The 12,936-nt window shown below is 48.1% G+C and carries 11 protein-coding genes and 1 pseudogene; 7 read left to right on the top strand and 5 right to left on the bottom strand.

All coding sequences use genetic code 11. The features are described 5' to 3' along the window. Positions 1-444: 444 nt before the first annotated feature. Positions 445-648 (top strand): annotated as a pseudogene (locus FXF61_RS15245) (HAMP domain-containing protein); the annotation flags it as partial. A gap of 144 nt (positions 649-792) precedes the next feature. Continuing rightward, positions 793-1,506 (top strand): methyl-accepting chemotaxis protein, encoded by a 714-nt coding sequence (locus FXF61_RS15250; protein ID WP_371921521.1) that lies wholly within the window; start codon positions 793-795, stop codon positions 1,504-1,506. A 15-nt stretch (positions 1,507-1,521) separates the two neighbouring features. Here the strand turns inward: FXF61_RS15250 and FXF61_RS01470 are convergent, their stop codons facing one another. Beyond that, positions 1,522-2,304, bottom strand: coding sequence for a TatD family hydrolase (locus FXF61_RS01470; protein ID WP_151183601.1), 783 nt, complete (start codon positions 2,302-2,304; stop codon positions 1,522-1,524). A gap of 75 nt (positions 2,305-2,379) precedes the next feature. Further along, the gene (locus FXF61_RS01475) at positions 2,380-3,963 is read right to left on the bottom strand and encodes a peptide chain release factor 3 (RefSeq protein ID WP_151183602.1); all 1,584 of its coding nucleotides are present in this window, start codon (positions 3,961-3,963) and stop codon (positions 2,380-2,382) included. A gap of 206 nt (positions 3,964-4,169) precedes the next feature. Between FXF61_RS01475 and FXF61_RS01480 the strand changes: the two genes are divergently transcribed. Both FXF61_RS01480 and FXF61_RS01485 read left to right on the top strand, forming a co-directional pair. Then, positions 4,170-4,793: a LysE family translocator gene (locus FXF61_RS01480; protein ID WP_151183603.1), complete on the top strand. Its 624-nt coding sequence runs from the start codon at positions 4,170-4,172 to the stop codon at positions 4,791-4,793. A 334-nt stretch (positions 4,794-5,127) separates the two neighbouring features. Further along, positions 5,128-6,291, top strand: coding sequence for a type III PLP-dependent enzyme (locus tag FXF61_RS01485; RefSeq protein ID WP_151185969.1), 1,164 nt, complete (start codon positions 5,128-5,130; stop codon positions 6,289-6,291). A 129-nt stretch (positions 6,292-6,420) separates the two neighbouring features. Here the strand turns inward: FXF61_RS01485 and FXF61_RS01490 are convergent, their stop codons facing one another. After that, positions 6,421-8,604: a TonB-dependent receptor domain-containing protein gene (locus FXF61_RS01490; RefSeq protein WP_151183604.1), complete on the bottom strand. Its 2,184-nt coding sequence runs from the start codon at positions 8,602-8,604 to the stop codon at positions 6,421-6,423. Positions 8,605-8,784: 180 nt separating this feature from the next. Then, positions 8,785-9,507 carry an SIMPL domain-containing protein gene (locus FXF61_RS01495; RefSeq protein ID WP_151183605.1) on the bottom strand — a complete coding sequence of 241 codons (723 nt, stop codon included), beginning with the start codon at positions 9,505-9,507 and terminating at the stop codon, positions 8,785-8,787. Positions 9,508-9,656: 149 nt separating this feature from the next. Between FXF61_RS01495 and FXF61_RS01500 the strand changes: the two genes are divergently transcribed. Together FXF61_RS01500 and FXF61_RS01505 are read left to right on the top strand one after the other, a co-directional pair. Continuing rightward, on the top strand, positions 9,657-10,925 hold the full coding sequence (locus FXF61_RS01500; RefSeq protein WP_151183606.1) for an ATP-binding protein: 1,269 nt from the start codon (positions 9,657-9,659) through the stop codon (positions 10,923-10,925). A 14-nt stretch (positions 10,926-10,939) separates the two neighbouring features. Then, positions 10,940-11,500 carry a response regulator transcription factor gene (locus tag FXF61_RS01505; protein WP_151183607.1) on the top strand — a complete coding sequence of 187 codons (561 nt, stop codon included), beginning with the start codon at positions 10,940-10,942 and terminating at the stop codon, positions 11,498-11,500. Between the two features lie 53 nt (positions 11,501-11,553). On the opposite strand, the gene crp is transcribed toward FXF61_RS01505, so the two are convergent. Then, on the bottom strand, positions 11,554-12,198 hold the full coding sequence (crp, locus tag FXF61_RS01510) for a cAMP-activated global transcriptional regulator CRP (RefSeq protein ID WP_151183608.1): 645 nt from the start codon (positions 12,196-12,198) through the stop codon (positions 11,554-11,556). A 232-nt stretch (positions 12,199-12,430) separates the two neighbouring features. Between crp and FXF61_RS01515 the strand changes: the two genes are divergently transcribed. After that, the gene (locus FXF61_RS01515; protein WP_151185970.1) at positions 12,431-12,853 is read left to right on the top strand and encodes an OsmC family protein; all 423 of its coding nucleotides are present in this window, start codon (positions 12,431-12,433) and stop codon (positions 12,851-12,853) included. Positions 12,854-12,936: the final 83 nt, after the last annotated feature.

Below are 12,936 nucleotides of genomic sequence, written 5' to 3' on the forward strand. Positions count from 1 at the left end.
TTAGAAGTGCGGCAGTTGGTGGCTTTGATAACTGAGGTGACGGCGGATGTCACCCAGAGTCTCAGCGAGGGACGTGCGGTTGCCAGTCTTTCGATGGCACGAGGCTATCTGGACTCGACTAACAGCAATCGCCTGGATGACTTGCAGTTGGGGCTTGAGAAGCTCAATGCAGAATACGATATGAAGCTGAAAGAAGCCTTGTCGGCCAGTGAGGCTGCTTTCCAAGCGCTGAATGCTCCTGCAGCTGAAAGCCGAGCAACCTTGCTCGATGCGCTGCGCTTATTTGAGGATGAAGTTATTATGGCTGACTCTTTAGATAAACCCTGGCGAGACCTGTACCAAAAGAGCTCTGCTTTAATCAATAAAACTCACCTACTCAATAACCAAACTCTGAGATATTTAGATGAGCAGCTGAACGAGCGCTTAGTCACCTATCGTTTACAGATGCTGTTATTGATCAGCGCGCTGGCGGCAGTATTTTTGTTAATAGGCTATTTGTATAGCGCTTTTTATGTGTCGACACTTGCCAGTTTGCGCAGCCTTGGCCGCGTGATGGATAAAGTGGCCGACGGTGATTTGACAGCACACTTTACCGTACAAAGCAGGGATGAGCTGGGTGAGCTTGGCGGTGCTTTTAACCAAACCGTGCAGCGCATTCATGGCTTATTGGGCCAGGTTAATAACACTGTGGTGGATGTTGAGGGTCAAGCCGTGCGGGTTGAGCGCGTGTCGGCACAAAGCAGTCAAGCGGTGGATCAACAGCGCGCGCAAATTGAGCTGGTGGCAACGGCTATGAATGAAATGTCAGCCACCTCGCAAGAAGTGGCCAATAGTGCCGCAACTGCGGTCAGTAATGCGCAAAGCGTTAATAATGAGACAGTCGCGGGCCGCGTGAGTGTTGAGCAGCAAGTCAGCAGCATCCAAAAGCTGGCGCAGGAAATTGATAGCTCTGTGCTAGTGATTAATCAGTTAGCGAGCAATAGTAAATCGATTGGACAGGTCTTAGATGTGATCAAATCGATTGCTGAGCAAACCAACTTATTGGCGCTCAATGCCGCGATTGAGGCCGCGCGAGCAGGTGAGCAAGGGCGTGGCTTTGCTGTGGTGGCCGATGAAGTGCGTCATTTAGCGCGGCGTACGCAACAGTCCACCGCAGAAATTGAGCAGATGATTGGCCAATTACACAGCGGTGTCAGCTCAGCAGTTAAGGTTATGAATAGTAGCCACTTGATGGCGAATGAGACAGTGGCGCAGTCTGCTGATGTGCAGGCAGCGCTAGATAATATCTTGGCGGCTGTCGGCATGATTGTTGGCCAAGTTCAGCAGATCGCCGCTGCAGCTGAGCAGCAGACTGCTGTGGCGCATGATATTGATCAAAATATCGTACAAATTAATCAAACCGGTGAGCTGACTGCTCAAGGAGCAGATGAAACAGCACAGGCCAGCCAAGATATGAGCGTGCAAGTTGAGCAATTAAAAACCCTGATTAGCACTTTTAAGTTGTAACTGGGCCAGTTGAGTTTAACTGCTCCAGTTAAACAAGCGCTGCACGTTTTCTGTGGTACGTGCAGCGAAGTCTTGCGCGCTGATGCCGTACACTTGCGCGAGCTGTTGGCAAATGCGTGGAAGCTGCTCAGGGCTGTTACGTTGTCCCGCGAGCCATTCAGGCGGCATATCTGGACTGTCTGTTTCTAAAACAATACTGTCCAGTGGCAGGCGCTTTAATACTGCTTGTAAACGTGTCGCGCGCGGCCAAGTCGCAGCGCCACCAAAGCCCAGCAAGAAGCCCAGCTTGATGTATTCCATCGCTTCTTCATAACTGCCAGAAAACGCATGAATAATCCCCGCACGCGGCAGCTTAGCCTCTTTTAAACAGGCTGTGACTTGCGCGTTGGCGCGCCTAGAGTGAATGATTACCGGCAGGTTAAACGCTGTCGCTACGCCAAGCTGTTGCTCAAACAAATCAATTTGCTGTTCACGGTCGAGGTCTTTTAAAAAGAAATCCAAGCCGATTTCACCCACTGCGCAGAGCTTGGGGTGATCTTGGTAGCGGCGCAGTTGCGCAACCAGCGCCTGAATATCGCCGTCTTGATGCTCAGCGAGAAAGTAGGGGTGCAGGCCGAAGGCGGCATAGAGGTCTTCTGTATTCTCTACGGTGTTCCATAAGCGCGGCCAGTGTTGGCGTGTTACGCCCGCGACAATCATCTTCTGTACACCCAACGCTTGGCTGTGGGCAATCACCGCCTCACGGTCGTGGTCAAAGTCTGGGAAATCCAGATGGCAATGGCTATCAACTAATAACATGCAGTGCTCCGACAAAAAAGCGAAGGCATAACCTTCGCTTTTAGGATGAAACGTATGGCACTTAGCTTAGCGCATTTAGTGAGATTCGCGCGTGGCTAAAAACTTAATATCAGGCCAGCGCTCTTCCATAATGCTTAAGTTAACGCGGGTGGGCGCCAGATACGTCAGATGGCCTCCGCCATCAATCGATAGGTTCTCATGCGCTTTATCTTTAAATTCTTGCAGTTTTTTCTTATCGTCGCATTCAATCCAGCGCGCTGACCAGACGTTGATGCTCTCGTAAATGCACTCCACTTTGTATTCTTCTTTGAGGCGGCTGGCAACTACATCAAATTGCAGCACGCCAATGGCGCCGAGAATAATATCGTTGTTGCGCTGCGGGAAGAACACCTGGGTGGCGCCTTCTTCAGCCAGCTCTTGCAGGCCTTGGCGCAGTTGCTTGGCGCGTAACGGGTCAGCCAAACGCACACGGCGGAACAACTCTGGAGCAAAGTGCGGGATACCCGTAAAGGACAGGGTTTCACCGGCGGTGAAGGTGTCACCAATCTGAATGGTGCCGTGGTTATGCAGGCCAATAATGTCGCCGGCATAGGCTTCTTCTAAACGCTCACGTTCGCTAGAGAAGAAGGTCAGGGCATCGGTAATGCGAACATCTTTATTGGTGCGCGCATGGCGCATTTTCATGCCTTGCTCATATTTACCTGAGCACACCCGCATAAATGCAATGCGGTCGCGGTGACGCGGGTCCATATTGGCTTGGATTTTAAAGACAAAACCGCTGAATTCTTCTTCGCTCGGCAACACTTCACGTACATCTGTCATGCGTGGCTGTGGTGCTGGCGCCCAATCAACAAAAGCATCTAAGACATGATCAACACCAAAGTTGCCCAGTGCGGTACCGAAAAATACCGGCGTCATCCGGCCTTTAAGAAACTCATCGTGATCAAAGTCATGGCAAGCACCTTGTACCAACTCGAGGTCTTCGACAAATTGATCGTATAGGTCACCTAAGTGCGCGCGCGCTTCATCGGTATCGAGACCCTGAATGATTTGTGCATCAGTGCGCTCATGGCCATGTCCGGCTGAGTAGACATAAATGACATCTTCAGTGAGGTGGTAGACCCCTTTAAACTCACGGTAGCAGCCAATCGGCCAGGTAATAGGTGCCGCTTTGATACCTAAAACATCTTCAATTTCATCGAGCAACTCAATAGGATCGCGAATATCGCGGTCTAGTTTATTGATGAAACTGATGATTGGCGTATCACGCATGCGGCAGACATTCATTAAGGCAATGGTACGTGGCTCCACCCCTTTACCACCGTCGATCATCATCAAAGCACTGTCGACCGCTGTGAGCGTACGATAGGTATCTTCCGAGAAATCTTCGTGGCCTGGGGTGTCGAGCAGGTTGACCATGTGCTTGCGATACGGGAACTGCATCACCGAGGTGGTAATAGAAATACCGCGTTGTTGCTCCATGGCCATCCAGTCCGAAGTGGCATGACGGTCAGATTTACGTGATTTAACCGTACCAGCCACAGAAATGGCCTGTCCCATCAGCAATAAGCGTTCGGTAATGGTGGTTTTACCGGCGTCCGGGTGGGCAATAATAGCGAACGTACGACGTTTCGCAACTTCGGCAGCCTGTTTGCTCATGCTGATAGCGCCTCAAAGGAAGAGTTCAAAAGTAGCCGGTAATTATAGCGGACTTGCGGCCTCAGTTGGAAATTGGTGCGCTTAATCAGCGATTAAATAGTGTTGATTGTGTGTTCACGCAGTACTTGGGGCTGGCTAGGTTAGAATAGGCGGCTGGTGGTTATTAGCCTTTCAGATGCGGTTTGTTAGTTGTTAAGGAAAAATGAATGAGTGTGAGCCTGTTGTTCGCTTATATTGTTGCGGTGGTGGTCTTGATCGCTACGCCAGGGCCGATTGTCGCGCTAGTTATCAACGCTGCGACTCGACATGGCTTTAAATATGCGCTGATTACGGTGCTGGGCGCTAACCTAGCATCTATGGTTTTACTGGCCAGCGCTGGTTTGATTATTGCAGGCGTGATCGCCCTTGATGAGCAAACGCTTAAATGGGTGAGTCTGATCGGTTGTAGTTTTATTGCCTGGATGGCGCTGAATGGTTTGCGTGCAGGATTAACCTCGCAAGAGGAGGTGGGCTCTGAGCAAGAAACACCTGTTCGGCAGCATTCAGGGTTTTTTAATGGTTTTTTCCTAGGCATATCCAACCCTAAAGATATTATTTTCTTCGTCGCATTTTTCCCGCAATTTATTAGCGTGACGCCAAACCTAAAGCTGAGCTTAGCTGTATTAACCCTTGTTTGGATGCTGGCTGATTTTGTGATTCTACTGAGCTACGCGTTAATGATGCGTGGTAATTTTTTCCAGCAGCATCAAGGTAAAATTGCTTTACTCTCATCTGCATTCTTATTGTTAATCGCTATTTCTGGGGCGCTGTATATCTTGATTGGCGGGTAGAGCTAATCAGTGTATTTTAGGTTTTTTAATGCTTGCTGAGTTTTTTATTGCTCGCCGCATAAATATGCTGAATTCTTATAATAAATTAATCTTAAAATGCAGCTTTTAAGGTTGCTATCTCAGAGTCATAGCCCTAAAGTGCGCGCCTAGAACGCTCATGCTGAAACGATCCATCCGGCTCAAGTACTGACGACGAGAGGTTGATAGCTTTAAGACTATGAATCATCGGCGACATGCCTTGGGAAGTAGGCGAACCAAAGTGGGGAAACGGATTCGGCGTTCATGTTTAACCCCTTATTTTCTTGATTTGCCTGACTTGGAGATGAATCCTACGATGCCCATTAAAGTGGAAGACTATTTCGCACCTGAAACCTTTAAAAAAATGAAAGCGTTTGCTGATCAGCATGAAACCCCGTTTGTGGTGATTGATACAGCGACCATTGAACGCGCTTATGATGAAATTGCAGAAAGCTTTCCTTTTGCAAAAATTTACTACGCAGTGAAAGCCAATCCTGCCGTAGAAATTACTGAACTGCTGAACAAAAAAGGCTCTAACTTTGATATCGCCTCGATCTATGAACTTGATAAGGTGATGGCATGTGGCGTAAAGCCTGAGCAAATCAGCTTTGGTAACACCATTAAAAAAGCCCGCGATGTGCGTTACTTTTATGAGAAAGGTGTGCGCATGTTTGCTACTGACTCAGAGGCAGACTTACGCAATATTGCTAAAGCAGCGCCAGGCTCTAAAGTGTATGTGCGTATCTTAACTGAAGGCTCAGGCTCAGCGGATTGGCCGCTATCACGCAAGTTTGGCTGCCAAACGGATATGGCCATGGATTTATTGGTATTGGCGCGTGACCTTGGGCTTGTGCCTTATGGCGTGTCGTTTCATGTTGGTTCTCAGCAGCGTGAAATTGGCTCTTGGGATGCAGCGATTGGTAAAGTGAAAATTATTTTCGAACGCTTGCGCGATGAAGATGGCATCCACTTAAAAATGATCAATATGGGTGGTGGTTTTCCGGCCAACTATTTGAACCGTACCAACCCTTTGCAAGCCTACGCTGAAGAAATTACGCGTTTCTTGCAGGAGGATTTCGGTGATGATTTACCAGAAATTATTCTTGAGCCGGGTCGCTCTTTGATTGCTAACGCTGGTATTTTGGTCAGCGAAGTGGTGCTGGTATCACGCAAGTCACGCACAGCTGTGGAACGTTGGGTATTTACCGATGTGGGTAAATTCTCAGGCCTGATTGAAACCATGGATGAATCAATTAAGTTTCCGATCTGGACCGAAAAGAAGGGTGAGTTAGAAGATGTGGTGATTGCAGGGCCAACCTGTGACAGTGCCGATATTATGTACGAGAACTACAAGTACGGTTTGCCGCTTAACTTGGCCAGCGGAGACCGTTTATATTGGTTGTCGACCGGTGCCTACACTACCAGTTACAGCTCGGTAGAGTTTAATGGCTTCCCGCCGTTGCGCTCTTACTTTTTGTAATTTGCTGCAGCGCTGTAAAACTAAAAACCTCGCTAGCACTTAGTGTTAGCGAGGTTTTTTTATGGATCTAAGCTTTGGGCAAAACTGAGTAATGCCCCAGTTTTCTTACCAATAGTATTCAGTGCTTCCTTAGAATTGGTATGTGGCTGACATCCATAAACGACGGCCTTCTTCGATTGAACCGGTGGTGGATTTGCCTGAATGGCTGTAGTCAGTGCCGTAGGCAGTGTCGCCGCCGCTGGTCAGATAAGATTTACCCTTAACAAAATCTTTGTTGAGCAAATTATAAATTGTTGCGTTAAAAGCCAGTGCGTCGGTGGCTTGATAAGAGCCGCCTAAATGGAAAAGCGTATAGGCCTTGGTTTTATTACCCAAGGTTGTATAGATGTTCTTTTCTGTTGCATCTAAGTTGGCATACTTGCTGGTAAAACGTGAGCGCTTGCCACGGTACTCGGTATTGAGCCATAGATTTAAATGGTCATTGGCTGCCCAGTTTAAGCTGGCGTTGGCTAAATGGCGTGGCGTATTGGTCAGTTGTGCGCCCTTGTCATCACCGCTTTTCTGCTCACTGTCAGTGTAGGTGTAGTTACCTTTGATGCTCCAGTCGTCAGTGAAATACCACTGCGCTGCTAGCTCAATGCCCTTGGTGACGGCATCATCGACGTTGATATTTTGTGAGCACAATTTAGAGCTGTTAAATTCACATGCTGTATCTGGGCCAGCGCTTATTTTGTCTGCAAATTTATTGTGGAACATTGTGACGTTAGCGTTAAAGCCATTTAAATTATCAAAGTAGGCGGCCAATTCAGTGCTGGTACTTTTTTCTGGCTTTAAGTTTGGGTTACCGATGGTTATCACTGCGCCTTGCCGTGTCGCGCCATTGACGCCGTTGTGTAGCGCATTAAGATCGGGCGTTTTATAGCCTTTGCTAACACCACCTTTAAGCGTCCAATTGTCTGTGGTATTCCAAACCAGATAAGCGCGCGGACTGAAGTGGCCGCCGAAGGCTTGGTGACGATCATAACGGCCACCCAAGGTTAAGGCTAAATCATCCATAAAGCGCCATTCGTTTTCAGCAAAGACAGCAGCGGACTCTTGTTTAAACTCATCTATGGCAATGCCATCTTCAAGTATAGAGTCGATGTATTGTGCGCCGATAGTGGTGATGTTGTTCTCAGAAGTGGGCGCAATAAATTTCGTGTCGAGGATTAAGTCTTTTGACTTGAGTGTGCGCTTAGCACCCGCAAAAACACCCAGTAGTTTAGCGTTTGTCAGCTTTCCAATTGTGCCTGGGTTGGTTCGCCCCAACGTTTCCGTGATGTTGTAGGTGATGGCACTGTCGAGGGTGCCTAAAGCAAAGCGGCCAGTGTGGCTTAGGGCATACTGCGTGCGTTCAAATTTAAGTTGATCGCTGTAGCCATTTGCTTTGCTGGGTTCATCTATATCGCAGCCGTCAGCTGAATCGCCACCTTTTTTGCCGTCTAAATTACCCAGTTGGCAATTGTCGTTATTATATTTTTGCCGGCCTTTCTCAAAGTCCAAAGCAAAGTCATGATCATCGTGGGGAGTAAAGTTTAAACGTGTTCCTAGGTTAAAGTTTTGTGCTTCTACCGGTGAAGGGCCGCGACGGTTTACATTGATACCACTGCCGTAAGTTAGATTAGATTCTTGACGGTCAAAGAAGCGACCGCGCACATTCATGCCTAGTAAGCCTTCAACCAACGGGCCGCTGCTGTAAAAGCTGGTGCCACCGGTATCGCCGAAATCACGCTCTTCTTGATAGGTGTAATCAGCGGTGACGCTACCTGTCCACTCGGTGCCAACTTTTTTGGTGATGATGTTAATGACGCCGCCCATAGCATCGGAACCATACAGGGTCGACATCGGGCCACGAATGACTTCAATGCGCTCAATGGCCGACATAGGCGGCATAAAGCTAGTGGAGGTCTCGTTAAAACCGTTTGGGGTGACGTTGCCGGCTGGGTTCTGGCGACGACCATCAATCAAAATCAGAGTGTAGTCGCTGGGCATGCCGCGCATGCTGATGTTCAAACCGCCCGTTTTGCCGGTGCCCTGCTTAATATCGATACCTTCAACATCGTCTAAAGCTTGGGCTAGATTGCTGTAGCGTTTCTTTTCTAGATCCGCACTGCTTACCACTGAAATACTGGCTGGCGCATCAGTAATTTTTTGTTCAAAACCAGCGGCACTGACTACGGTTGAGCCCAGCTGAGCGGGTGACTGATTAGCAAAAGCAACGCCGCTACTGAGGATAGAGCAAGCAATAAGTGAGTAAGTGAATGGGATGCGCATAATAGACTCCAGAAATTAGAGTTGCGCATGCTAACCATTCTCATTTGAAGTGTAAATACTATTGTGAATTATTCTCATTTATTGGTGGCTGATAATGCATAAGCTGTCCGGCCACTTTAACCGACGGTCTTGTTGCGCGCTTACAACGGCTTAATGTTTAAGCCGTTGTAATTTTTTACTTTAGTCGCGCGGGAAGATTTCAATCACACCGTCAGCAATAATACTGACTTGGCTGCTACCGGCTTCTATTTCAGGGAGCACGCTGCTTTCATCAGACATCGCAGATGACAGCATTTTTGCTGAGCGTGCGTACACGGGTGGGCGGTCATAGCCGCTGCTGTTAAGGTTTAAACTGACCACTTTGTAGCCTGTGCTAGCAAAGGCCTCGCTTACCAGTAGGGCTCTTGCTTGGAAAGCGCTAATGGCGTCTTTAAGCAGCTGATCTTCACTGCTAATACGAGTTTGAGGAGCAATGCTGAACTGCATATTGGCCATTTTAAGCGTCTGCAGCAGCTCACCTGTGAGCATGGAGAGGCTAGGAAAGTCGGTGCTTTCTAAGCGAACTTCTGCACGTTCACGCCAAGCTGTAATTTTTTGGCCTTTACTGTCATGCACTGGGTAGCTTCTGCGGCTACCGAGTTTTACACTGACATTGGTATGCTTACGTGCTGTTTTGAGTGCGTGGTTGAGCGTTTGAGTGACCGTGCTGGCGAGTTGTGCCGCATCAGTGTTTTGCTCTTCAGTGTACAGGGTGACTTGCATTTGATCATGAGCCACCTCTTGGTGGGCTTCTGCGCGCAAAGAAATTTGATTGTAAACATGCTCGCTAGCGAGTGCTGCTGTGTTTGTGACTAAGCTGCTGATGAGTAATACGAGTGGGGCAGTGCGTAATAACTGAATCATAATAGCTCCATAGGCATGCTGTGCATGAAATAAAAAAGACAGTATCAATACGTGCTAGTTCCTAGCATGGTGCGTGCTTGACCATGCTACGCACCTTGCGTGAATAGGCACAGGACCGTTTTATTCTACAACTGAACTAAGAGGGCATTATGCTGGCACCCATACAGCTTTTATCTGCAAGCAGCCAAAATATGTGGCGGCTCACTTGGATTCGTCTTTTAGTGCTGATCGCTCAAGTTGCGGCGTTTGGTTTTGCTTATTTAAGCGCTACGGTTATCTTGGCTTGGATGCCAGTGCTGGTGTTATTGGCGCTATCACTGAGCATGTGTATTTTAACCGGACTGCGCTTGCGCGGCAGCTGGCCGGTGACTGAGCTAGAGTTCGCACTGCATTTGGCTATGGATGTATTTATCCATAGTTGTTTGCTGTATTACGTGGGCGGCTCGACCAATCCCTTTGTGGCCTATTACTTGGTACCACTGACTATTGCTGCGGCAACCTTGCCTTGGCTGTACTCAATTGTGCTTAGTGGTTTAGCCTTAAGTGGCTACACGGCATTATTGATCTGGTACCGGCCCTTGCATTTGCAGGGAGAACACGTTGATGAGCTGCTCATTAATTTACACTTATTCGGGATGTGGCTTAACTTCGCATTATCTGCTGCGTTTATTACTTTTTTTGTATCGAAAATGTCAGAGGCAGTACGAGAGCAAGATCAGTTGCGTGCAGCGCGCCGTGAAGACAGTATGCGTGACCAGCAATTGCTTGCAGTGGCAACGCAAGCGGCAGGTGCTGCTCATGAGTTGAGCACACCGTTATCAACAATGAGCGTATTGCTGGCTGAATTACGTCATGCGCATCGTGATGAAACGGAATTACAAGAAGATTTAATTTTGCTGCAAGAGCAAGTGAAACTCTGCAAAGGTACGTTGCAGCAGCTGGTGCGTGCTGCTGAAGCGGATCGCCGTCAAGCAATTGAAAAGCAAAGTGTAGTGGGGTGGCTGGAAGGGGCTTTAAACCGGTGGCATTTAATGCGTCCAGAAGCTACGTACCATTATCAACTGGTTAATACTAATCTTGCGCCAGTGCTGCTGCCGCCGGTCGATTTGACTCAAGCACTGCTTAATCTATTAAATAACGCAGCAGATGCTTGTCCTGATAATTTGCTGATTCGCCTAGATTGGGATTCCCAATGGATCATCATTACCATTCGAGATTATGGCGCGGGTGTGCCCTTGGCGATTGCGGAACAGCTGGGCAAGCCTTTTATCACTACTAAGGGTAAAGGCTTTGGTTTGGGCTTGTTCTTAAGTCAGATTAGCGTCATCCGTTTAGGTGGTACAGTAAAACTGTATAATCAAGAGGGTGGCGGAACTCTAACCGAGTTGCGTTTACCACGCATGTATAAAGAGCTGTAAGCGAGGAGTTGCACGTGACTGAAGAAAACCTCTTTGAAGGTGAAACACCGCCGCATGTCTTGTTGGTGGATGATGATGAAACCTTTACTCGGGTCATGGCGCGCGCCATGTCGCGCAGGGGCTTACGCGTCTCGATTGCTGGCTCTGCAGAAGAGGGCTTAACTCTAGCTAAAGCCGATCTACCTGATTACGCGGTATTGGACTTGAAAATGGAAGGTGACTCAGGCTTAGTGCTGCTGCCGAAGCTACTCGAGCTAGATGCAGAGATGAAAGTGCTGATTTTAACCGGCTACTCGAGCATTACTACCGCTGTCGAGGCAATTAAGCGCGGTGCAGCAAACTATTTATGCAAGCCCGCCGATGCTGATGATGTGCTGGCAGCACTGTTGTCGGATCATGCTGATTTAGAGACATTGGTACCAGAAAATCCTATGTCAGTCGATCGCTTGCAATGGGAGCATATCCAGCGTGTGCTAGGTGAGCATGATGGAAATATCTCGGCAACTGCACGCGCCTTAGGCATGCATCGACGCACCTTGCAGCGCAAGTTGCAAAAGCGCCCAGTGCATCGTTAATCACAGCAAACGCCTGATCTTGTGCAGGCGTTTATGCTGTTTGTTAAAGCAGTTTAGCGCGTACCAAAAACTACCATGGTTTTACCCTTAACGTGCACTAAGCCTTGCTCTTCTAGGTTTTTTAGCACGCGGCCGACCATTTCACGTGAACAGCCGACGATGCGGCCGATTTCTTGGCGAGTAATTTTAATTTGCATGCCGTCGGGATGGGTCATAGCGTCAGGCTCTTTGCACAGGTCAAGTAAGGTTCCAGCAACGCGCCCTGTTACATCTAGAAAAGCTAAATCGCCTACTTTACGGGTGGTATTACGTAAGCGGTCAGCCATCTGATTGCCTAAGGCATATAAAATATCGGGATCTTTATCGGTCAGTTCACGAAATTTCGTATAGCTGATTTCAGCGACTTCGCATACAGTTTTTGCGCGTACCCATGCGCTGCGCTCTTGTTCATCGCTGCTGCAACTAAACAAGCCCATTTCGCCAAAGAAATCACCCTGATTTAAGTAAGCGATAATCATCTCTTTGCCATCATCATCTTCAATTAGAATGGTGACAGAGCCCTGTAGAATAAAAAATAATGAATCACAGCGGTCACCAGCAAAAATAATTGTGCTTTTGCTGGCAAATTGGCGTTTGTGGCAGTGTTCGAGAATTTTGTCGATGTTTCTAATTTTTGGTGTGAGTGTAATAGCAACCATGCAATAACCCCAAGAGTGGAACGGGCCTTTAAAGATCGAGGCAAATAATATTCTTATAATTCTTTAAGTGTGCCGCACTTATCATAAAGAAAAGCTTGCTTTGCGCAAGGTTATTCTCAAAATGTGATGTGTGACACAGTTTTAGATGCTGCACAGCGCCTTCCATCGTGGCGCAAGTGGCTGCACACTCTGTGTTAAACTCGCGCTTTTCCATATTAAAGAGGACAGCATGATGCAGGCGCGGGTTAAGTGGGTAGAGCAAGCTATGTTTTTAGCTGAGTCAGGTAGTGGTCATGCTGTAGTGATGGACGGGCCTGAGCAGAGCGGTGGTCGTAATGTTGGTGTGCGTCCAATGGAAATGCTGCTGATGGGCTTAGGCGGCTGCAGCACCTTTGATGTGGTTAGTATCTTGAAAAAATCCCGTCAAGAGGTGCTCGACTGTGAAGTGCGCATTGATGCTGAACGCGCCGAGGTTGAGCCTAAGGTATTCACTCGCATTGCTTTGCACTTTGTTGTTACAGGCAAAGGATTGAAAGAAACTGTGGTCAAGCGCGCGGTAGATTTGTCAGCGGAAAAATATTGCTCTGCATCGATTATGCTTGGGCGCGCAGGCGTTGTAATCAGCCATAGTTTTGAAATCGTTGAAACTGCATAGACCGCTGATCAAAATACGCTGATTTGTTGCTGTTAATGCTGGCAACTCAAGGGCTTGCTCTGCATAATGGCGCGCTCCTTTTT

Origin of the sequence: Pseudomonas sp. C27(2019) (assembly GCF_008807395.1) — a bacterium.
Taxonomy (GTDB): Bacteria; Pseudomonadota; Gammaproteobacteria; order Pseudomonadales; family Pseudomonadaceae; genus Denitrificimonas.

Excerpts from the sequence above, each read along its gene's own strand:
- FXF61_RS01480 (WP_151183603.1), top strand. The coding sequence starts at position 4,170 with ATGAGTGTGAGCCTGTTGTTCGCTTATATTGTTGCGGTGGTGGTCTTG.
- FXF61_RS01475 (WP_151183602.1), bottom strand. The coding sequence starts at position 3,963 with ATGAGCAAACAGGCTGCCGAAGTTGCGAAACGTCGTACGTTCGCTATT.
- crp (WP_151183608.1), bottom strand. The coding sequence starts at position 12,198 with ATGGTTGCTATTACACTCACACCAAAAATTAGAAACATCGACAAAATT.
- FXF61_RS01490 (WP_151183604.1), bottom strand. The coding sequence starts at position 8,604 with ATGCGCATCCCATTCACTTACTCACTTATTGCTTGCTCTATCCTCAGT.
- FXF61_RS01485 (WP_151185969.1), top strand. The coding sequence starts at position 5,128 with ATGCCCATTAAAGTGGAAGACTATTTCGCACCTGAAACCTTTAAAAAA.
- FXF61_RS01515 (WP_151185970.1), top strand. The coding sequence starts at position 12,431 with ATGCAGGCGCGGGTTAAGTGGGTAGAGCAAGCTATGTTTTTAGCTGAG.
- FXF61_RS01500 (WP_151183606.1), top strand. The coding sequence starts at position 9,657 with ATGCTGGCACCCATACAGCTTTTATCTGCAAGCAGCCAAAATATGTGG.
- FXF61_RS01470 (WP_151183601.1), bottom strand. The coding sequence starts at position 2,304 with ATGTTATTAGTTGATAGCCATTGCCATCTGGATTTCCCAGACTTTGAC.
- FXF61_RS01495 (WP_151183605.1), bottom strand. The coding sequence starts at position 9,507 with ATGATTCAGTTATTACGCACTGCCCCACTCGTATTACTCATCAGCAGC.
- FXF61_RS15250 (WP_371921521.1), top strand. The coding sequence starts at position 793 with ATGAATGAAATGTCAGCCACCTCGCAAGAAGTGGCCAATAGTGCCGCA.